The following is a 20,682-nucleotide window of genomic DNA, read 5'->3' on the forward strand; positions in this document are numbered from 1 at the left end:
CCCTCGTCCGCCCGTCACCTGTCTAGACGGTTGTCGTCCGTTCTTGGTTGCGTGGCCTCGCACTGGTGGTCGCTCCCGCCCCTCCAACGGCGTCCTGTGCACTCCGCTCACCGGGATGGGGGCCTCCCGCTTCCGCGGGTGACAGGCGGGACAGACCCCGCCACCTCGCACTCGTGAAAGGCCACGCCTCGCAGCGGAGGAGACCCCGGCCCGTCCCGCCCCGCACACGCGGAGAGGCCCCCGCACTCTTCCGGGCGCGGGGGCCTCAGGGGGCTCGTGCAGTCGCAGTCTGCCGGTCAGTGCATCGCGACCAGTACCGGCTCAGGCTCGCCGTCAGGGCTGTCGCCCGCGGCCTCGCCCTCGGACGGGGCGGCGGAAGCCGAGCCGCTCTGTCCACGGGCGTTCACGAAGACCGCGACGATCGCTGCCGACACGAGCAGGATGCCGACGGCCCACCAGATCGCCGAGGTGTAGCCGTGCACCATGGCTTCCAGCTTCAGCATCTGCTGCGCCGGCTTGCTGGTGGCCTCGGCGACGTGCGAAGCCACGAAGGAGGTGGTGGCACTGGCGGCGATGGTGTTCAGCAGCGCCGTACCGATCGCGCCTCCCACCTGCTGCGAGGTGTTGACCATCGCGGAGGCGACACCCGCGTCGCTCGACCGGACACCGTGCGTGGCCAGGGACATGGCGGGCATGAACGCCGTTCCGAGACCGAGGCCGAGCAGTATCTCGGCGGGCAGAATCAACGCGGGGTAGGAACTGTCCACCTCGAGCTGGGTCAGCAACAGCATGCCGAGCGCCGCGACCAGGAAACCGGGCATCATCAGGAGACGGGAGGGAACGCGGGTCATCAGCCGCGCCCCGATCTGCGTCGACCCGGTGATCATGCCGGCCACCATCGGCAGGAAGGCCACACCGGTACGGACCGGCGAGTACCCCTTGACCACCTGCAGGTAGTAGGTCAGGAACAGGAAGAGCCCGAACATGGCGATGGTCGCCAGGCCCAGCGACAGGTAGACCCCGCCCCGGTTGCGGTCGGTGACCACGCGCAGCGGCAGCAGAGGTGCCCGGACCTTGGACTCGACCAGCGCGAAGGCGATCAGCAGGACGGCGGAGGCGACGAAGACGCCGATGGTGCCGCCGTCACTCCAGCCGTCCGTCTCCGCCCGGGTGAACCCGTACACGAGCGAGACCAGACCGAGCGTGGAGAGGAAGACCCCGGGGATGTCGAGAGCGGAGCGGTTGCGGGTCTCGGCCGGTTCCCGGATGACACTGAGGGCACCGAGCGCGGCGATGACCGCGAACGGAACGTTGACGTAGAAGGTCCAGCGCCAGTCCAGGTACTCGGTGAGAACACCGCCGAGGATCAGCCCGATGGCACCGCCGCCTCCGGCGATGGCGCCGTAGATGCCGAACGCCTTGGCGCGCTCCTTGCCGTCGGTGAACATCACCGCCAGCAGCGAGAGAGCGGCCGGGGCGAGCAGCGCGCCGAAGGCCCCCTGCAGGGCTCGGGCCGCGAGCATCATCACCTCGCCGGTGGCGGCTCCTCCGAGAGCCGAGGCCGCCGCGAACCCGACGAGTCCGGTCACGAAGGCGCGCTTACGGCCCCACATGTCGGCGATACGACCGCCGAAGAGCAGCAGGCCACCGAACGCCAGGGCATAGGCGGTGATGACCCATTGCCGGTTGGCATCGGATATGCCCAGGTCGGACTGGGCTGAGGGAAGCGCGATGTTCACGATCGTCGCGTCGAGGACGACCATGAGCTGCGCGATGGCGATGAAGGCCAGGGCCTTCCATCTCCGTGGGTCCAGGCCGGTCTGCACGGCGGCCGGGGCGGCTGATTTTGGCATGGATGTATCCATCTCTTGGTGCTGAGTATGAAAAAACGGTCAGTGACGTGGTGAGCGGTGAGCAGATCGAGCCCAGAGGCCCCATGCGCAGTCGTGACGGACAGAGGAGAAGTGCGCTACCGCGAGGCGGTCTTCCCGTACGCCGTCGGTCGTCTGCGAGCTGACGGACCCGCGCGCCCGTGGGGCGGCGGCGAGACCGGAGGTCGGATCTGGTGTGGTCTGGGCGGTCGGAAGTCGGAGTACTGACTCGGAAGGGAAGCGGAAGTAAGCGGTGCTGCTCGGATCAGTCGCCCTGGCGGATCAGTGGTCTTCTCGCAGCTCCTCCAGCGTCGCGGCGTGGCCCGGGAGTTCGGACCTGGCAGGGGCGCGCAGTCCGTCGATGTAGAGCTGCACGTGACGTTCGACGAAGCGCTCGATCCGCCCGCATCCGACCCCCGGCAGAGGTCGGGTGAGCTGGCTGAGCGCGACCATGACGTCGCCGACGTCGATGTCGGTCCGCACCTCTCCCGCCCGCTGGGCTCGCCGGATCAGCTCCTCCGTCAGCCCTTCCACCCGCTTACGTGCTGCGAGGCACTGCGGCTCCGTGGGGTCGAAGCGGCCGGAGAGCATCGGACAGAGCGCGCCGATGCGCTCCTCCACTGCGGCGAACACGAAGCGACGCAAGGCCTCGAAGGGGTTCTCCTCCTCGGTCAGTGCCTGCTGTGCGCGGTTCGCGATCCGCTCGGTCACGGCGTGCATCACACCGTGTACGAGGTCGTCCCGGTCGGGGAAGTGCCGGTAGAGGGTCGCATTGCCGACCCCGGCCGTGCGAGCGATTTCATCCAGGGACGCGTCCGCACCGTGGATGACGAACGCCTCGCGGGCAGCCGCCAGGATGCGCTCCCGGTTACGTGCGGCATCAGCACGCCCCCTGTGCGCGGCGCCGCCGGCAACGCGCTCGGTACCGGCGCACTTCGTCGTGGCGGTGGGGCTGCCCATCCTGGCTCCTCGCTCCTTCCGGGACGGCCGATGCCGTCGCACGCGATCCCGCTGGTGCCGCGGTGACACCCGCGGGTGTGGCGGGGTCCCCGATACGGGGACCGATTCCCCGTTTGCCGGAGACGGTGATGTAAACGGGGACGCGATCCCCGGTTATTTCCCTGACTCCTGTGACGCGCATCACTTGGACGCGCTGTCTCGGCGGTGCGGCACGGACGGGAGGGAGACAGGGAGGGGGCAAAGCCTTCTCCGCAGCTCCGGACGCCACTGGACTGGACCCATGAAGTTCCGCGCGGCGTCTGGTCCAGATGGCCTCCACGCTGCGACCATGTGCTGCCGCGTCCAGCGGTGTCCCCCACATGCACCCCGTGCACATCCCACCAGTGCCCCTGCACTCAGTGCAGCCAGCCCGCACACGTGAGGAGCGTTCCGATGCAGCAGGAGCCCACCACCCGCAGACGCGTCATCGCTGCCGCGGCGGGCGTCGCGGCGGCAGTCGGTGCCACGGCCCCCTCGGCATCGGCGGCGTCGACGACTGCCTCGTCGGCCGCCAGCCTCGCGGGCCACTCGGGAGCCCCCGGATCCTCTCCCCACGGATCGCCGTCCGCCATCCGCGCCCGCGCGGCGGCCCTGCTGCGCCGCATGAGCCTCGAGGAGAAGATCGGGCAGCTGTTCGTCGTCGAGATCTACGGGCAGACGGCGGAGACCGAGCACGCCAGGAACCGCGAGCTCTACGGAGTCTCGACCCCCGAAGAGGTGATCGAGAAGTACCGTCCGGGCGGCGTCATCTACTTCGACGCGCGTCGCGGCCCGGACAACGTCCGTGAGCCGCGCCAGATCGCGCGGCTGTCCAACGGGCTGCAGCGGGCCGCCGTGCGGGGCGGCGCCCGCGTACCCCTCCTGGTCTCCATCGACCAGGAGGGAGGCAGCGTCGTCTACCGGATGCTGGAGCCCGCCACCCAGCTCCCCGGCAACATGGCGCTGGCCGCGACCCGGTCCACGCGTGACGCCTACGACAGCGCCGACATCATCGCCGACGAACTCGCCGCCGTCGGCATCAACCAGAACTACGCACCGGTCGCGGACGTCAACATCAACCCGGAGAACCCGGTCATCGGCGTGCGCTCGTTCGGCTCGGACACGGACCTGTGCGTCGAGTTCGTCTCCACGGCCGTCCGCGGATACCACCACGGCGGTGTCGCCAGCGCGGCCAAGCACTTCCCCGGCCACGGGGACACCGATGTCGACAGCCACACGGGGCTTCCGGAGATCACACACACGCGCGAAGAGCTGGACCGCATCGATCTGCCGCCGTTCCGGGCCGCCATCGGGCGCGGAGTCGACACGATCATGACGGCCCACATCGTCGTCCCCTCACTCGACCCCTCCCGGGTTCCGGCGACCATGTCGCAGCCGATCGTGACCGGACTGCTGCGCGAGGAACTGGGGTTCGACGGACTCATCGCCACGGACGCCCTCGACATGGGCGGTGCCACCGCCGACTTCCCTCCCGACGTCGCCCCCGTGCGCGCTCTCCAGGCCGGCTGCGACCAGCTGGTCCTCGCCCCTCAGCTCGACACCGCCTTCGGCGCCGTACGTGCCGCCGTACGGTCGGGCAAGGTCAGCGAAGAACGACTGGACGCGTCGGTGCGGCGGATCATGGAGCACAAGTTGCGCCGCCGCCTGTTCCCCCTGCCGTACGTGAGTGAACGACGCGCCGCGCGGACAGTCGGCAGCAGGGGGCACAGGGCTCGGGCGCGCGAGATCACCGAACGGTCGATCACTCTGCTCCGCAACGAGAGCGGCGCCCTTCCCCTGCCCAGCTCCTCCAGCACGGTCCTGGTGACCGGCTGGGGCACCGCCCCCCTCGCCGATCTCGCCCGCGCGATCGGCACCCGGCGCGGTCAGCGGACAACCACCCTGGAGACCGGGACCGCACCGAACTCCGCCACGATCGCCCGGGCCACGGAGGCCGCACGCACCCACGACGTCACCGTCGTACTCGCCAACGCGGCCGCAGCGGGCACGGAGGGCGGGGCCGCCCAGGCGAAGCTGATCGAGTCCCTCGTCGCCACAGGGAGACGCGTCATCGTCGCCGGCGTGCGCCTCCCCTACGACATCCGCCGCTTCCCCGACATCCCCGCCTACCTGGCGACCTACTCCTACACCGCCCCCTCCATGACGGCCCTGGCCCGCGTCCTCTACGGCGAGACCCGCCCCCACGGCAAGCTCCCCGTCACCATCCCCCACCTCGACTCCTCCGACCGCCCCCTCTACCCCTTCGGCCACGGCCTCCACTACTGACCCGGGCGACCCCGGCCGAACGACGTTGCCGACGCCGCTCCCCCATCCGCTAGGCTAGGCGCCGCGGATCACCACTCCGCACGCCTCCGTAGCTCAGGGGATAGAGCACCGCTCTCCTAAAGCGGGTGTCGCAGGTTCGAATCCTGCCGGGGGCACACGGGAAAGGGCCGGTTCAGCAGAGTGTTCGCTGGACCGGCCCTTTTGTGTGGTCGGTGTCGCAGAGGGGCGCCTCCCCGTGGGCGGCCGCGAGCACGCCTCTCCGGGGCGCCCCCTACATGGCTGGTGGATCCGCGCGGCCCGGCTGCACTCGGCAGGTGGTGGTTCCGCTGGTCACGCGTGTGGGAGCACCGTTCGGCTGGCGGGATCTCGATTTACGGACGGTTTGGTTTAGCGCACAACCGTGCCGCGGTCACGCTGGTCTTGCTTGCACGATCTGCGCCCAGCGCAGGAACAACAGCACAGGGAGATGCACAGTGCGAGTCGCTGCCATACGCCGTACCGTTCTGACCGCTTCCGCGGTATCCGTCGCGCTTCTGGTCACCGGATGCGGTGGCGACGCAGAGGGCGGTGAGGGCAAGGAGGCGCGCGGCGACGCGGGGGCCAAGAAGCCGGTGGCGAAGGCGCTCACGGCCGGCGAGTTGGAGAAGCGCGTCGTCGCCGAGGGTGATGTCACGGGCCACGAGGTCAAGGAACCGGGCAAGAAGGACGTCTTCGAGCCCGGCTCCGTCTCTGCCGAGAGGGCCGAGTGCGAGCCCGTCGCCCAGGTGCTGTCGGCCCTGCCTGCGGGTGAGCCGAAGGCACGCGTCCAGCGGCTCGTCGTCCATGAGGCCGAAACCGCCAAGAAGGACCTGCCCTCCACGGACGAGATGGCGGACATGAAGGAGGGCGAGGCGGAGGAGGCGATGCTCGACTCACTCGACATCACCAAGACGCTGACCTCCCTGTGGTCCTACGACGCCGACGGCGCCGAGCAGGCCCTCGCGACGCTGCGGAAGGCAGGTGAGAAGTGCGCCGGGGGTTTCGCCATGACGGCCGACGGAGACAAGCAGCAGGTCACCAAGATCAGCGTGGAAAAGCTCTCCGCGGGTGAGGAGGCCGTGGCCTGGACCGTGGGAACGAAGCAGGACGGTACCGCTGCCGACACCAAGGTCGTCGTCTTCCGGCAGGGCACCACTCTGGCAGGGTTCTCGTCCTTCAACATCGCGGCGATCACCCGGGGCGAGGCGTTCGAGCAGCCGACCGCCGTCATTGAAGCGCAGGAGGCCAAGCTGGGCTGACGCGTTCGCCCGGAAGCGTGCGCCCGCGTGGGCAGGGGCCTGGCGGGTGCGCACTTCGGATCGAGTGCGGAACTGGCGCTTTGTCGGTGTCCGGTGACTTCTTCGGTGGTCCTCGGGTCGTGGGCGGTCGTGCGTGAAGGGGTTACAGCTGGTCGCCGCGCTCCTGGGTGAGGTTTCCGGGCAGGGGGAGGGCTGCCGCGAGGTGGCGTGCTCCTTCGGGTGTGAGGACGAGAGCTCTGGGGCGGGGGCCCGGAGTAAGCCACCGCTGGGCGAGGAGTGCGGCGAGAAGGGCAGCTCCCAGGCGGCCCGCCAAATGGTGACGCTGCTCCGTCCAGTCCAGACAGAACCGCAGCAGGGGACGTCGAGTGGGGCATGACGGGGTGGCCGTTTCCGAGAGATCGACGCCCAGACAGGCGAACACCTCCTTGGCGGTGGTTCCCAGTTCGTAGGGGTGGGCGGGGAGCGGGAAGGAGAGAGGGTCGTGGGGGAGGCGGTGGGGGTCGGGGACGGCGTCGGTGAGGTGCAGGGCGTCGGCCGCGACCAATGCTGCGGTCACCTGGACGCCCAGGTCTCCCGCGAGGTGGTCGTAGCAGGTTCGTACGCGGCGCAGGGCTGCCGCGCGGGTGTGAGAGCGCAGGGAGCGGGCCGGGCGGGCCGGAGCGAGCGCTGTGAGAGCTTCCAGCGCTGTGGCGACCTCCGGGCCGGTGAGGCGGTAGTAGCGGTGCCTGCCCGACTTCTCGACCGTTACCAGGCCCCCTTCGCGCAGTTTCGCCAGGTGCGCGCTCGCCGTCTGTGCGGAGACGCCCGCTTCGTCGGCCAGTACGGAGGCAGGGAGCGACCTGCCGTCCGCCAGGGCCATCAGGGCTCGGGCACGGGCCGGGTCGGCGAACAGGGCCGCCGCGGTGGCCGGGTCCGCGTCGCCGCGGGGGGCGGATTCGGGCGTACGGATGCCGCGGTGGGTGCCGCGGACGCCACTACTGCGGGTGGGCGGGGACGCGGGAGTGTCGCCGCAGGGCGACGGCGTGGACGGGACGTCGCCAAAACGGTGCGTGGCGGGCTCGTCTTCCGGGAAGCGCCTGCAGTCCTCCCCTTCGGGCAGCGGAGTCGCAGGGCGCGAGGGCACGGTGGGGCGCCGCGGTGGGGGGTGGTTGTCGGCCGTCGTCATGGAGCGAGTGTGAGGTGAGGACACTTCGCGCTCGATGGAAGTGTCCGGCGGTCGGGATGCAGCCGGGGAGGACGGTGCACGTGCCGGGCGGTGCATGGGAGGACTCTTTTTCGGTGGAGCGGCCCGGGTGGATTCTCGGTGAGATGTGTGCCGACACGGCTCTGGCGCTGCTCGACGTGGCTGTCGTCAATGTGGCGGGGCTCTTCACGGCCGCCGTGGTCGCGGCCGCGGTGGGCGCGGTGCCCGCGCGCCGTTCGGGGCTCATCAGTGGGGTCGACAACGCGGTCCGGCAGACGAGAACCGCCCTCGGCGTCGCCGTCTTCGGCACTGCCTCCGGGCCCCCGTGTGACGCGGAGGGGTGCACGGCCACGGTGCGCCAGCTCGGGCGGCTGGGGGCGGAGTCGGGGCCGCGCGTGCGTCTCGTTCGGCCGGGGTAACGCCCGTGGGAGCGGGGTCGGGGCCGGCCTCATCCCGCGCCCCGTGCGCGCGTGCTCTCCCGGGGGCCGAGGTTGTGGAGGATCGTCGAGTGCAGGGCCGCGTGGAGGGCGGCGGCGGGGGTCAGGGACGCCGCTGGGGTGCAGGGAACGGCCCAGTGGGGGCCCGGAGGGTGCAGGCGGCTGCTGGGCGGTACGGTCACCCAGCTCGCCGTCCCGAGGACTTGGACGGCGGCGAACTCGTTGAAGGACCAGTCGCGGGCGGTGTCCGGCTCGATGAGCCAGTAGAGCCTGCTGCCGTAGGGATCACGGATGACGGCTCCGGAGGAGGGGCCGAGCCGTGCCAGTACGCCCTCTCCCAGGTAGGCGGGGACCCTTACGGCGTCCCACCACTCCCCCGCGGGTAACAGCACGGCATCGAGGCCCTTCGGCAGCGGCCACCATACGGTCACGGCTTCTCCTGTGCGTCCTGCGCGTCCAGTGCGTCGTGTACGTCCTGTGTGTCCGTGCGCAACGCGCGCTCGTCGCGCGGCGGCGGCACTCGGAGTACGGGCCGGCGCCCGAGGGCGCCGAACCGTGGCTCCGCCGACCCTTGGGGCGCCGACAGTCGTCACTCCGGCAGCGCCCCTCGATGTCGTGACGGGCTCAGCCTGCCGCGAGGACGGCGGCAGAAATGTCACCGATGAGTGACACTTTGATCGCGCACCGTAGTTGTCTCGCCCGGAGTTCCGCCGCACGCTTGCCCGATGGCCCCGTCTTCGCGCTCGTGTGCGTCTTCACAGGCCCAGCCAGGCGGCCATGTTGTCCAACGAGTCGGGGGTGCGGCGGCGCTGTGCCACCAGCCCGTTGATGGTCTCGCGGGCGCCGGGATGGTAGCGCGTCTGCTCAGGCGCCAGTTTGCGTGCCGTCATGACGGATTCGAGTGCGGCTTCGCAGCGCCCCGTCTCCATCTCGGCGCGGGCGCGGTCGACGTAGAAATGGGCGCGGCGCGACATGGGCCAGCCGTGCGGCAGGCGCACCTGTCGGGACTTCTCCAGCGCCTTCCCGTAGCGCCGCATCTCCACCTGTGCCGAGACCTCGTGCACGGTGACGTTGGCCGGCCCGAAACTGAGCCAGTGGACCCGCGAGGCCTCGCCGGTGCGCTCCGCGTACGCGGCGGCCTCGCGCAGATGGCCCTCGACGGCGTTCGCGTCGTGGGCGCGGGCCGCGATGACGCTCGCCCCCAGGTGCAGCTGGCCCCGCACGACGAGGGTCTCCCGCGCTTCCCGCTCGGCGCTGTCGGTTTCGGAGAGGGCTCTGTGGCCCGCTTCGATGAGGCGCAGCCCGACGGTGTGCTCGCCCTCACGGAAGTAGGTCAGCGCGCGCATGTACTGGCGTACGGCGGCCAGCCGCGGGTCGGAGCCGCGTTCGGCGGCCCAGCCAAGCCGGTCGAGCGCGATGGTCGCCAGGTCGTAGAAACCGAGCTTGGTGGCGATGTCGTGCGCCGTGCGGTAGGCGGAGCCGAGCGTCTGCCAGAGCACCGTACTGGGCGCCCGGTGGGAGGCGGAGGTGACTTCCGCGATGAAGGCGGGGAGCGCGTTCCCCGCCTTGCTCAGCTGGGTGGCACGCACCATGCGGCACAGGTCGTCCGCACGGGCGGCGAGTTCGAAGGGGCGGATCTCGTTTCCGCCGCCCCCGTCACCGTCTCCGCCCCCGTTCCCCTCCGCCCCCGGGGGGTGCACGAAGGCGTCTTCGAGGTCGTAGAGGTCCAGGGACTCACGGATGGGCCGGATCAGGGCAGCGAGCCTGTCCTGCTGGAGCTCGGTGACGTACGGCTGCCCGGTCAGCACGGTGACGTCGATCCGCAGCAGTCGCGCCACCGCCGAGATCAGGTCGGGTGACGCGTTCTTGCGGCCTTCCTCGACCTGTCGTAACAGGCTGTAGGAGTAGGGGATCTGGGCGGCCAGGCCACGCTGGGTCAGTCCGGCCAGTTTGCGTTGATGGGCGATACGGACGCCCGCGTGTTCTTCCTTCAGCCCGCGCATCCGCGACTCCGTTCGACTTTCCCGATGCCCCGGCACGGTACGCACGGTGGCGTGGTGCACCGGATCGCGACCGGAAGCACCACTCGATCGAGTTCCGTCAAGTTGCGCCGGTGCGAAGGGATGTGAGAGAGGCGCACGAGACAGCCGAAGGGGCGAAGAGGGCGCCAAAGGTGCCCTCCGTGCGTTCATGGTGGGATGCCTCCATGGCCTCACGCGTCCTGTACCTGCTCGCCTGCGCAGCGCCGCCCGTCCTGCGGGTCGCCGATGTCGTCCGGGACGCCCGGCGGGCGGGCTGGGACGTGTGCCTGGGCCTCACGCCGACCGCGGCGCACTGGCTCGACGGCCAACTGCCCTCCCTGGAGCACCATTCCGGCTACCCCGTGCGCTCCCGTTACAAGCTGCCCGGAGGGCCCGACGTCTGGCCGCCGGCAACGGTGGCACTGGTGGCGCCCGCGACGTTCAACACCGTCAACCAGTGGGCGCTCGGTATCACGGACAAGTTCGTCGTCGGTTTCGCCGCCGAGGCGATCGGCAAAGGCATCCCTTTGGTGACGGTGCCGTGCGTGAACGCCGCCTACGCCAGGCACCCCCAGTTCGCCCATTCCCTGGAGGTCCTGCGGGGTGCCGGTGTGCGGGTGCTCTACGGGGAGGGCGGTTTCGTTCCCAATCCCCCGGGCGAGGGCCGTCCCGACGCGTTCCCCTGGGAGCTCGCCCTCAAGGCCGTGGACCAGGCCGTGGCCGAGACCTGACCCGGCCCCGGCCACGTCGAGCGTTCCCGGTGGCCGCGTCGAGCGCTATCGGCCGCAGTCTCCGCCCTCTGACCGACGAGGGCTGGTCCGAGGGCCGGTCCGAGGGCCGCTACGAGGTTCGCTTCCGGCCCTGTCCGAGGGTTGGGCCGGTCCGGTGCGCCCGGCAGATCGCCGCTCGGCCCGGCGCGCCACCGCCCCCGGCCCGGTAGGCCCCCGCTCCGGTGCAGCCGCCGACCTCCACCCGGCCGAGGCAGGACAGTTGGCCCGCTCGTGCGCGGTCGGCGCAGGAGAAGCTTGAGGTCGCGGGATGGCCGCGGAGAGACCCGGAAGCGCGGGAAGCGCGGGAAGCGCGGGAAGCGCGGGAAGCGCGGGAAGCGCGGGAAGCGCGGGAAGCGCCTGCGTCGCAGCGGAGCCGGAGAACGCGGAGGGCACGCTCCGAAGGCCGAAGGGGCCGGGTGCCACGCCCGGGATCGCCCCAGCACCGCCTCGACCTGGGAAACCTGCGGCGCGCCGCGACAGGCGCTACCCTCTTGGGCAGACGACTTGGGCACACGTCCAAGACGATCGGCCTGTATACGTCACCCGGAAGTGTCCGGTCCGAGCGAACGCCCCGACACACACCGCTCGCTCGGACCGGACGGCCGGACACCGATGCGCTACGTACCCCGGCGCACCTCAGCGCCGCGTCAGTGAGGGAGATCCCGTGCCACCACCACCCGTCACCGCCGCCGACCGGGGCCGTGAGGTACGGCAGCGACTGCTGCGCGCCGGTGCCGCACTGATCGCGGAGCGGGGCTGGTCGGGCGTCAGCACCCGTGCGGTCGCCGAACGCGCCCAGGTCGGCCCCGGGCTCGTCCACTACCACTTCGCGTCCCTCGGGGCGCTGCTCACCCAGGCCGCCCTCGGCACGATCGAGACGCTGACCCAGGAGATGACGGCGATGCTGGCGGCTGCCGCCACGCCGGAAGAGGCGCTGGAGGGCGTCCTGGGGGCGCTCGACGCGTATCCGGGCACAGATCCGACCTCGCTGCTGTTCATCGAGACGTACCTGGCGGCCACCCGCGACGAGGAACTGATGCGCGGGGTGGCCGGGATCATCTCGACCGCGCGCGAGGAGCTGGCCGGACGGCTGGACGACCACGGCGTGCCTCGCCCGCAGGAGACCGCCGCGGTGCTGCTGGCGGCACTCGACGGGCTCATGCTGCACCGCGCCGCAGTCCCCGAGCCGGCCTCCGGATCCGTCTCTCCCGTGCTGCGCCGCCTCCTGACCGATCCGGACATCGACGCTTCCACGACACCGAGGAGGGCGAACCCATGAAGGCCGTCATCTGCGGAGCGGGCATCGCCGGGTTGGCGCTCGCCCACCGGCTCGCCGCGTACGGCTGGCGCAGCGAGGTGGTCGAGCGCGCCTCAGGGCCGCGCGCCCAGGGATACATGATCGATTTCTTCGGTCCCGGCTACGAGGCCGCCGAGGCGATGGGTCTGCTGCCGCGCCTGCGCGAGCTGGGCTACACGATTCACGAGGCCGCGTTCGTGGACGAGAGGGGCCGTCGCCGGGCGGGGCTCGACTACGCGCAGTTCTCCGCGGTCGCGGGCGGCGCGCTGCTCAGCATCATGCGTCCTGACCTCGAACTGGCCCTGCGCGAAAGCCTGCCCGGCGAGGTGACGCTGCGGTACGGCACGAGTGTGACCGGCCTCGACGAGAGGCCGGACGGTGTGCGGGTCACCCTCGACGACGGCACTACGCGCGAGGCGGATCTGCTGGTGGGTGCGGACGGCATCCATTCCGCGGTGCGCTCTCTCGCCTTCGGCCGGGAGGGCAGCGACGAGCAGAGTCTCCGCCACCTCGGTTTCCACACCGCCGCCTTCGTTTTCGACGACCCTCAGGTGCGCGAGCAGGTGGCGGGACGGTTCTGTCTGACGGACACCGTGGGACGCCAGATGGGTTTCTACGCCCTGCGTGGCGGGAAGGTCGCGACCTTCGCCGTGCACCGGGTCACCGATCCCTCCGCCCCGCTTCCTGAGGACACCAGGAGCGCCCTACGGGAGACGTACGGAACGCTCGGCTGGGTGGCGCCCCGGGCGCTGGCGGCCTGCCCGCCCTCCGAGGAGATCTACTACGACCACGTGGCGCAGACCGTACTGCCCCGCTGGAGCACCGGAAGGACGGTGCTGGTCGGTGACGCCTGTTACGCGGTCTCCCTCCTGGCGGGCCAAGGTGCCTCGCTCGGCATCGCCGGCGCCCACGTGCTCGCCACGGCGCTGTCCGAGACCCGGGGGGACGTCCGCGCGGGCCTGGAGCGGTACGAGCGTCTGTGGCGTCCGGTCGCCGAGGAGAAGCAGCGGGTGGCCCGTCAGGGAGCCCGCTGGTTCCTGCCGGAGAGCGCGGCGATGCTGCGGGTGCGCCGGGGCGCCATGCGGCTGTCGGGGCTGCCGGGCGTGGACCGGCTCATCGCGGCCGCGGTCAGCGGCAAACCCGCGGAACTGGCGTCGCTGACCCAGGCGGCAGCGGACGACCGGCGGAAGGAACGCAGCACGTCCGCGCCACCGCGATGAGTTTTCCGTTCGGGCCCGGTCTGCCTTCACGTACACCACACCGGACCAGCGGAGCATGTCCCAGAGGCGCTCTTCCCGCGGACGCCGTCCCACGGGCGCCGTTCCAGGGGCGAGCCTTTCCGGGGAAGCGCCTCCCCGCCGAAGGCGGGAAACCTCCGCGACAACCGACCGCTCCGTCGTGCACAGCCCCGCGGAGCCACCGAGAAGAGGCAGACATGTCCCGGAAGATCTTCGTCAACCTCCCGGTGAAGGACCTGAACCGCAGCGTCGACTTCTTCACCAAGTGCGGCTTCTCCTTCAACCCCCAGTTCACCGACGAGAACGCCACCTGCATGGTCGTCAGCGACGACATCTTCGTGATGCTCCTCGTCGAACCGTTCTTCCAGTCCTTCTCCAAGCGGGAGATCCCCGACCCGGCGCGGACGAGCGAGGTGCTGGTCTGCCTGTCGGCCGACACGCGTGAGGAGGTGGACGCGCTGGTGGACAGCGCGGTGGCAGCCGGTGGGAGCGCACACGGGGAGCCGCAGGCGGAAGGCCCGATGTACGGGCGTTCTTTCACCGACCCTGACGGGCACATCTGGGAGGTCATGTGGATGGACCCGGCGGCTCTCGAAGGGTGAGCCGCCGGGTGGGGGCCGAGGACGTCAGTTCTTCCCGTCCTCGGTTTCCCGCTCGCCGTCAGGGCACGGGGTGCCGCGCGGCAGCTTGTAGGGGGCCGCGATGTGGTAGACGCCGGGCCGGGGGGCGTCCAGTACCGTCCAGGTGTCCAGGACCGGCTCGTCCTTGCCCTCCGGTGGCGGACCGCCGAACGTCGGTTCGGCCTCCCGCAGGCAACCGTTGACGTTCTCCTCCTCGCGCGCGGGCGGCGCCACCCGCTCGCCGTCCCCGTCGACGAGCCCGAGCCACGGCGAGTACGGCACCCGCACCAGCACCCGTCCGCTCTCCTTGACCCGCACGGTCACGCTCTCCGCGTCGGCGCGCTCGACGGAGGCCGACGAGTCCACCAGCGGCACGGCGTCGTTGACGCGGAAGAGGCGCCAGCTGTCGTCCGACCAGATCTCCTTCAGGTACGGCTGCCCCTCCCCCACCAGCTTGGCTTCGGCGACGCCGCCCGCGATGTCGGGCGGGTCGGCCGGCAGCACGACGTAGTGCACCGCCCAACGGCGCAGCCACGCGTGGTAACGCTCGGGGCTGAGGTCTTCCTCGTAGAAGAGGGGGTTGCGCTCCAGGTCAGCCTGGCGGTTCCAGCCGCGCGCGAGATTGACGTACGGCGCCAGGGCCGAAGCCTCCCGGTGACTGTTGACAGGCACGACCTCCACCCGGGCACGGTCAGCGTCGACCTTTTGCAACTGTGCGACCAGCGGCTCCAGCTCGCGTGACCAGTTGGTGTCAGGCGTCGTGTGCAGGACGTCCCAGGTGGGCTTGGCGATCTGCCAGCCCATGGTCACCACTAGCGCCAGGGCCATCGCCAGGCCCTTGCGCGACTTCCACGGTTGCCAGCCGTGCCCCACCACGAGCGGAACGGCGGCCAGCAGCGCCACCGCGCCGAACAACAGCCCGAGTCGTTCGACGTTGGACCCGACCTGCGAGGGAATCGCCCAGGTGGCGACGATGCCGAGCGTGTAGATGGCACCGCCGACCCGTACGGCCGTCCACGTCTTGGGCATCAGGAGCGTCACCGCGACAGCGCCGAGGACCGGAAAGATCAACGACACGAACGGCATCGGCTGCACGCCCGTGAACGGGAAGAGCAGCGCGGAGAACGCCACCACCAGGGGCGGCGGAACGGCGATCGCGAACATCGCGGCCGGCCTGCGGGCCAGCAGCAGGGAGGCCGCGACCACCTCGAGGAAGAGGCCCGCCACGGGGCTGGCAGCGGTGGCCAGCGCGGCCAGCACGATGGCGAGTGCGGCTCGCAGATACCGGGCGGGGCGGCTCGCGCGCCCCCCGCGCCAGCGCGCGGGCCACGTCCAGACGACCGCCACCGCGCCGAGCCCGAAGAGGACCCCCAGCGCGAAGGTGACCCGGCCGGACGCCGCGTTGCACGCGAACGCGAACGCACCCCACAAAGAGGGCACCAGCGGCTTGGGCACCGTCCGGGCCAGCAGCAGGGACAGCAGTCCGGCCGAGAGCACCCCGGAGACCATGAGCGTCGACCGCACACCGAGGACGGCCATCAGGTAGGGCGAGATGACGCTGTAGGAGACCGGATGCAGCCCCCCGTACCAGGCGAGGTTGTACGCGGAACCCGGGTGCTCGCCCGCGAACTCGGCCCAGGCGTCCTGAGCCGCCAAATCCCCGCCACCGCTGGCGAGGAACCACAGCCACACCAGATGCAGCAGCGCCCCGGCAGCCAGCGCGGCCCCGACGACGAACGCCGGCCTGGCAGCCGGCTTCTCCCCGTCGCCCTGCGCCAGCCCACTCCGCACGCGCAGGGCCCACAGGCGCAACGCGTGCCGGCGGCCGGCCCGGGCGGCACTTCCACCGTCGGAGCCGTCAGAGCCGTCAGAGCCGTCGGAGCCGTCAGAGCCGTCGGAGCCGTCGGAGCCGTCGGCACGGTCGGAGCCGTCCGTCGAGACGCCATCCGTCCGAGCGCCCTCGCCGGAATCGCCCTCCGTCCGCACACCCTCCCCCGAGACGTCCTCCGTCGAGACGTTTCCAGTGGGGGCGTTCGCGCGAGTCGGTAGGGGCTCCTCGGTTGCGAGGGCTCCGCCGTCGTCCGCGTCTGCGCCGTCGTCCGCGTCTCCGTCGTCGGTGGGAACCGCCTGTCCGGGCGACTCTCCGGCACCTTCGGACGACTCTCCGGTGTCGCCGGACGGTTCCCATCGTGGGCGTTGCCCGGGAACGGGTGTGCGAACGGCATCCGCGGCGTCGTCCACGCCCGGATTTCCGGCTATCTCGTCGGCGCCGGTGTCAGGCTCCGACTCCGGCGGCCGCGGTGGGTGCACAGTGGCCACTGCGCTCTCTCCCCCATCCTCCCCGTACGGATGTGCGGCTCAGATCCGCATGACGTTACCGGACGCCGTCCGAGCGCTCCCCGCCGCCCCGCGCGCTCCCCGGGCTTTCCGCCGCGGGGAGCGCGGACACGTTGGTGAGCCGGGCGCACCGGCTGGAACGGGGGACGCCACAGAGCACCGAAAAGGTTCAGTGGGACGTCAGCCGACACGCGTCAACTTGTCCCCGAACCCGGGTTCGGACAGATCGTCCTGCAGGGCGACCGGGACCTTCACCTGCCCGGGACCATCACCCGCGGTCAGCGTACCGACCTTGGTTCCGGCCTCGGCCTCGTGCGGAATCGTCTTGCCGCCGTCGGTCAGGCCCAGCTCGACCTTCAGACCCGACCAGCCGACAGCCTTCACGTCCTCGGTGGCCACCACCGGCGTCTTGCCGCCCAGCTGATCGTCCACGTAGCCGACGACCTCGCCCTTCTTGACCACCGTCCGCGAGGTGAGCGAGTCCTGCGCCGCGTCGATCAGCTTCTTGCTGGAGGCGAGAACGGTGTCCAGGATCGAGGGCTTGTACTGGCCCAGCATCGCGCCGATGATCAGCTGCTTGGTGCCGCCGATCTCCTTCTCCGCCGCGAAGACCAGGTTGCCGCCCGCCTTGGTGGTCGTGCCGGTCTTGATGCCGCGGACGCCGTCCATCGGGACGAGCCTGTTCCAGTTGCGCTGCGTCTTGCCGTTGCCGTCCACGTACAGCGGCTGGCGGACGACCTCGCGGAAGATCGGGTACTGCATGACCTTCTTGGCCAGCTTCACCTGGTCGGCGGCGGTGCTGACGGTGGAGGCCGTGAGACCGCTGGGGTCGGTGTAGTGCGAGTTGGTCATGCCGAGGTCCTTGGCCGCGGCGTTCATCTTCTTCACGAACGCCTTCTCCGACCCCGCGTCCCAGCGCCCGAGCAGTCGCGCCACGTTGTTCGCTGACGCGATCATTATCGCGTTGAGCGCCTCGCGCTGCGAGATCTTCTCGCCCGCGTCGACCTCGACCGTCGACTCGTTCTGCGCGCTGAGACCCGCCTCCTTCTCGGCCTTCTTGTCGACCGGGATCATCGCGCCCTTGCTGCCCTTCTTGACCGGGTGGTCGCGGAGGATCACGTAGGCGGTCATCACCTTGGCGACGCTGGCGATCGGCACGGGTTTCTGCTCGCCGTACGAGCCGAACGAACCCAGGCCCTGCACGTCGATCACGGCCTGCCCCTCGGAGGGCCACGGCATGGACGGCTTGGAGCCCTCGAACGTGTAGGTCCGCGACGCCGTCAGTGACAGCTCGGGGTCCGGCACCGCACGCACGGACTGGACGACGACGAAGACGACCGCGAGCAGCAGCACCAGCGGCGTCCAGATCTTCACCCGTCGGGCGGCCGTACGCAGCGGCGTCTCGGGCGGCGGCGGCGTGTTCGTCAGCTGAGCCAGCAGGTCCAGCGGCTGCTGGTTCTGCTGCCCGGCAGCCTCCGCCTCCGGGGTGCCCGGCATCGGCTGCTGCCGCGTGCGCTCCGGCTCGCTCTCCGCAGCGCTCGGCGTACCGGCCCCGCCTGGAGCGTGCGGCGCTCTCGGCGCCTCTGCGGGACGCTGCGGCGCCGACGACCACGGATTGGCGGTCGGAGCCCCGGACGGGGGCGAGGACGGCTTACGCGGCGCTGTGGGCGCCGCTGAGGACGACGCGGCGGGTGGCAGCGGCTTGGCCGGCATGCGCGGCCCGTCGGTGGACCGGAGCGGAATGAACTGGCTGGTCCGCTCCGCGTCCGACTCGCCACCAGTGCGACCGTCCTCGGCCGACCGGTCCGGCGCACCAGTGGCCGCCTTGCCGGTGGTCGACTTGTCCGCGGTCGACTTGTCCGAGGACGGTCCCCCCGAGGAGGTCTTGGCCGTGCCCTGCGCACCCGTGCTCGTGCTTGTGCCCTGTGTCCCCGTCGCCGTGGCCTGCTTTCCGGCGTCGCGTGCCGCCGTGGCCTGCTTTCCGGCCTCGCGTGCCGCCGTGGACGAGGCGGTCGCGGCCTGTGCGCCCGTGGCGGCGTCCGTCGTCGCCGGCTTGCGGGGATCGGACGCCCGCGGGTCGGCCGCGCCGGCGTGGGCCTCCGGGGCGGCCGAACCCTTTCTCCCGGAGCCTCCCGACTGAGCGGACTTTTCTCCCTTTTCAGACGTTCCGGATTGCCCGGACTGCCCGGACTGTCCGGATCGCTCCTGCTGTCGGGGGTTTCCGTTGGCCTCTTCCTGACCCGACTTCCGAGATCCGGCCCGCTCGACATCGGGCGCACGGAAAATCGCCGTCGGCTGGTCGACGGCGGGCTTCGCCGCGCGGCCTCCCTCGGCACCGTCGGCGGGCTTCGCGTCACCGTTGGCGGGCTTCGTGCCGCCGTCGGCCTGCACGCCCTCGGCACCGTTGGCGGCCTCCTCGCCCCCCTCGGCGTCGCCGTCTTCCTTCGCTCGCTTCGAAGCACCGAAGAAGGCCGAGGTCAACCGCTCGGCGCGGTCTGCCGCTGCCGTGTCGCTGTCCTTGGCGGCGTTCACGTCGTCACGGTGCAGGACGCCGAACATCGCGGTCGGGGCGTCCGGCCGGCCGCCACCGTCGGACTGCCCGGGGGCGTCGGAACTCTTCTTCGATCCGGCGTCTTCTCCTGCCGCGCCCTGTTTCGCCGGCGTCTTGTCCGCTGTCTTGTCCGCCTCCGCCGCCTTGGGCCGGACGGGGAGGTCCGAGGCGGCGGCACGATCGCCCGCTCCGCCGTCGTTCGCCTGCCCGCTCTCTTGCCGCCCTCCGGCCGCTTCGGACGAGTGCGCGCCATCGGAGCCGTCGGACCCCTCGGGCTGGCTGGAATCGCCCGCGACCCAGGCCGCCACGGCGGACTTCAGCCGCTCGTCACCCTCGTCGCCGGTGCCTGCCCGTTCGCCCTGGGCGTCACGGCTCTCGCCGCTGTCACGGCCGTCACGGCCCTTGCCGTCGTCCTGGCCGTCGACGCCGTCAGTACCGCCGGGGCCCTCGCCCTCGTGCCCCTCGGTGGCCCCGTCCGTCGTCGGGGCCTCCTCGTCCGGTGTCGTCGGAGCCGGGATCTTGGAAGACGCACCGCCCGACTGCGCGTCCGCGGTGCTGTCCTCGGCCGCGACTCCCGCGCCCTTCGCAGCTCCGGAGCTGCTCAACCGTTCGTTTTCGGCCGTCTCGCCGGGGCGCGCAACCGTGCCCCCACTCCCCGTCGTCTCCCCCGACGACCTCTCCCGCTCCGACCTGTCGGGGGATTCGCCCGCCACCGATGCCTCCTGATGCTGCTGCTCGCCGCTCGCCATACCAGTTAACAGTGTCCCGTGCACAGAAGCCGCCACCGGCGTGGCGGCGCTCCTCCAAGAGGCGGCTACAACAGCCACCCCAAGCGGCAGACGAGAACGACATACCTACTGGTTCCCGCCCATAACGTCCAGGCACTCTCGACAGACCATTGTGAGAGGGGTCACCCTGTCATTCATCCACGCGGGGAGGCATGGATGGGCAGGAGCCGCAGAACAATTCCTGAGGAGCTTCTGCTGCTCGCTCTGGACCCGGCCACGGGTACCACGGCGCAGCCGCAGTCGCTTGACCTCGGCCTGGCCGGGGCCCAGCTAGTGGAGCTGGCTCTGGCAGGACGGATAGCCCCGGATGGGGATCGTATCGCCGTGGTGCTGCCACGGCCGACCGGAGATCCGACGCTGGACTCCGCACTGGAACTGCTGCGCAGGCGCGGCAGCCCGGTGCGCGCCGTCCACTGGATCGGCGGGCCCCGGTTGGGGTTGCGCCAAACCTATCTCACACATCTGGAACGGTGCGGCATGGTGCATGCCGTTTCCGGCCAGATGTGTGGAGTGCTGCCGACAACGCGCTACCAGGCGACGGACACGGCGATCAGCAGGGAGATCAGGGCCCGCCTGGACGCCGCGATCCGTACCGGGGTCCCACCGGACCCACGGACGGCGGCGCTCGCCGCGCTGGCCCACGCGGTCGGCCTCGGCAAGCACCTCTATCCCGGCAACGAGGGGCGGTCGTGCCGCTCCCGGCTGCGGGATCTGATCAGGCACGACCCGATGGGCGGTCTCGTCGCGCACGCGGTGATGGACGTGCAGAACGGCGTCGGCGCCCAGCCCCGACGGGCGCCGGCGGGCGGTGCATCGCCGGGCCGCTCTCCGGCACGTGCCACGGCGTCCGGAGCGCCCTCGGCTCGCCACGTACCGGAACAGGCGCGACATCTGGCGGGCGGAATGGTCCGCGCGGGAGCTCGCTGAGCGAGGGCACGCCGGACGCCGGCCCCGGACACGGCGCGTCCGTACGGACACACGGCCGTGCCGGGCGAGAGCACTGCTCGCCCGGTATGGAAGCGATGTGC

General features: G+C 71.2%; 15 protein-coding genes and 1 tRNA gene. 9 read left to right on the top strand and 7 right to left on the bottom strand.

Going from position 1 to position 20,682, the window contains the following annotated elements; genetic code table 11:
• Positions 1-296: 296 nt before the first annotated feature.
• Both MMF93_RS14145 and MMF93_RS14150 read right to left on the bottom strand, forming a co-directional pair.
• Entirely contained in the window at positions 297-1,853 is a 1,557-nt protein-coding gene (locus MMF93_RS14145) for an MFS transporter (protein WP_181860751.1), read from the bottom strand.
• 300 nt (positions 1,854-2,153) lie between these two features.
• A complete protein-coding gene (locus MMF93_RS14150; RefSeq protein WP_242751637.1) occupies positions 2,154-2,831 on the bottom strand; it encodes a TetR/AcrR family transcriptional regulator in 678 nt (225 codons plus the stop codon).
• Positions 2,832-3,263: 432 nt separating this feature from the next.
• Here MMF93_RS14150 and MMF93_RS14155 point away from each other — a divergent pair, with 432 nt between their 5' ends.
• The 3 genes from MMF93_RS14155 (at position 3,264) to MMF93_RS14165 (ending at position 6,412) form a co-directional block, all read left to right on the top strand.
• Positions 3,264-5,135, top strand: a complete 1,872-nt coding sequence (locus tag MMF93_RS14155; protein ID WP_242751638.1) for a glycoside hydrolase family 3 protein — start codon at positions 3,264-3,266, stop codon at positions 5,133-5,135.
• 82 nt (positions 5,136-5,217) lie between these two features.
• A tRNA-Arg gene (locus tag MMF93_RS14160) sits at positions 5,218-5,290 on the top strand.
• A 318-nt stretch (positions 5,291-5,608) separates the two neighbouring features.
• Positions 5,609-6,412 carry a hypothetical protein gene (locus tag MMF93_RS14165; protein WP_242751639.1) on the top strand — a complete coding sequence of 268 codons (804 nt, stop codon included), beginning with the start codon at positions 5,609-5,611 and terminating at the stop codon, positions 6,410-6,412.
• A 142-nt stretch (positions 6,413-6,554) separates the two neighbouring features.
• On the opposite strand, the gene MMF93_RS14170 is transcribed toward MMF93_RS14165, so the two are convergent.
• Positions 6,555-7,577 carry an ArsR/SmtB family transcription factor gene (locus MMF93_RS14170; protein ID WP_242751640.1) on the bottom strand — a complete coding sequence of 341 codons (1,023 nt, stop codon included), beginning with the start codon at positions 7,575-7,577 and terminating at the stop codon, positions 6,555-6,557.
• Positions 7,578-7,720: 143 nt separating this feature from the next.
• Here MMF93_RS14170 and MMF93_RS14175 point away from each other — a divergent pair, with 143 nt between their 5' ends.
• Complete coding sequence (locus MMF93_RS14175; RefSeq protein WP_242751641.1) at positions 7,721-8,014, top strand: hypothetical protein; 294 nt, start codon at positions 7,721-7,723, stop codon at positions 8,012-8,014.
• A gap of 29 nt (positions 8,015-8,043) precedes the next feature.
• Here MMF93_RS14175 and MMF93_RS14180 read toward each other — a convergent pair whose 3' ends face one another.
• Positions 8,044-8,463, bottom strand: coding sequence for a hypothetical protein (locus MMF93_RS14180; RefSeq protein ID WP_242751642.1), 420 nt, complete (start codon positions 8,461-8,463; stop codon positions 8,044-8,046).
• Between the two features lie 324 nt (positions 8,464-8,787).
• Positions 8,788-10,035: a helix-turn-helix domain-containing protein gene (locus MMF93_RS14185; protein ID WP_242751643.1), complete on the bottom strand. Its 1,248-nt coding sequence runs from the start codon at positions 10,033-10,035 to the stop codon at positions 8,788-8,790.
• Between the two features lie 203 nt (positions 10,036-10,238).
• Here MMF93_RS14185 and MMF93_RS14190 point away from each other — a divergent pair, with 203 nt between their 5' ends.
• The 4 genes from MMF93_RS14190 to MMF93_RS14205 all read left to right on the top strand — a co-directional run bounded on the left by MMF93_RS14190 (position 10,239) and on the right by MMF93_RS14205 (position 13,960).
• Positions 10,239-10,784, top strand: coding sequence for a flavoprotein (locus MMF93_RS14190; protein WP_242751644.1), 546 nt, complete (start codon positions 10,239-10,241; stop codon positions 10,782-10,784).
• 703 nt (positions 10,785-11,487) lie between these two features.
• Complete coding sequence (locus MMF93_RS14195; protein WP_242751645.1) at positions 11,488-12,102, top strand: TetR/AcrR family transcriptional regulator; 615 nt, start codon at positions 11,488-11,490, stop codon at positions 12,100-12,102.
• Positions 12,099-13,340: an FAD-dependent monooxygenase gene (locus tag MMF93_RS14200; protein WP_242751646.1), complete on the top strand. Its 1,242-nt coding sequence runs from the start codon at positions 12,099-12,101 to the stop codon at positions 13,338-13,340. Before MMF93_RS14195 ends, MMF93_RS14200 begins: the two co-directional genes overlap by 4 nt.
• A gap of 215 nt (positions 13,341-13,555) precedes the next feature.
• Positions 13,556-13,960 (top strand): VOC family protein, encoded by a 405-nt coding sequence (locus tag MMF93_RS14205; RefSeq protein ID WP_242751647.1) that lies wholly within the window; start codon positions 13,556-13,558, stop codon positions 13,958-13,960.
• A gap of 24 nt (positions 13,961-13,984) precedes the next feature.
• Here the strand turns inward: MMF93_RS14205 and MMF93_RS14210 are convergent, their stop codons facing one another.
• Both MMF93_RS14210 and MMF93_RS14215 read right to left on the bottom strand, forming a co-directional pair.
• The gene (locus tag MMF93_RS14210; RefSeq protein ID WP_242751648.1) at positions 13,985-15,964 is read right to left on the bottom strand and encodes an MFS transporter; all 1,980 of its coding nucleotides are present in this window, start codon (positions 15,962-15,964) and stop codon (positions 13,985-13,987) included.
• Positions 15,965-16,495: 531 nt separating this feature from the next.
• On the bottom strand, positions 16,496-19,471 hold the full coding sequence (locus tag MMF93_RS14215; RefSeq protein ID WP_242751649.1) for a serine hydrolase: 2,976 nt from the start codon (positions 19,469-19,471) through the stop codon (positions 16,496-16,498).
• A gap of 339 nt (positions 19,472-19,810) precedes the next feature.
• Here MMF93_RS14215 and MMF93_RS14220 point away from each other — a divergent pair, with 339 nt between their 5' ends.
• The gene (locus MMF93_RS14220; protein ID WP_242751650.1) at positions 19,811-20,581 is read left to right on the top strand and encodes a GOLPH3/VPS74 family protein; all 771 of its coding nucleotides are present in this window, start codon (positions 19,811-19,813) and stop codon (positions 20,579-20,581) included.
• Positions 20,582-20,682 lie beyond the last annotated feature (101 nt).

The organism is Streptomyces tubbatahanensis (genome assembly GCF_022699385.1).
In the GTDB taxonomy this organism is placed as follows: domain Bacteria; phylum Actinomycetota; class Actinomycetes; order Streptomycetales; family Streptomycetaceae; genus Streptomyces; species Streptomyces diacarni.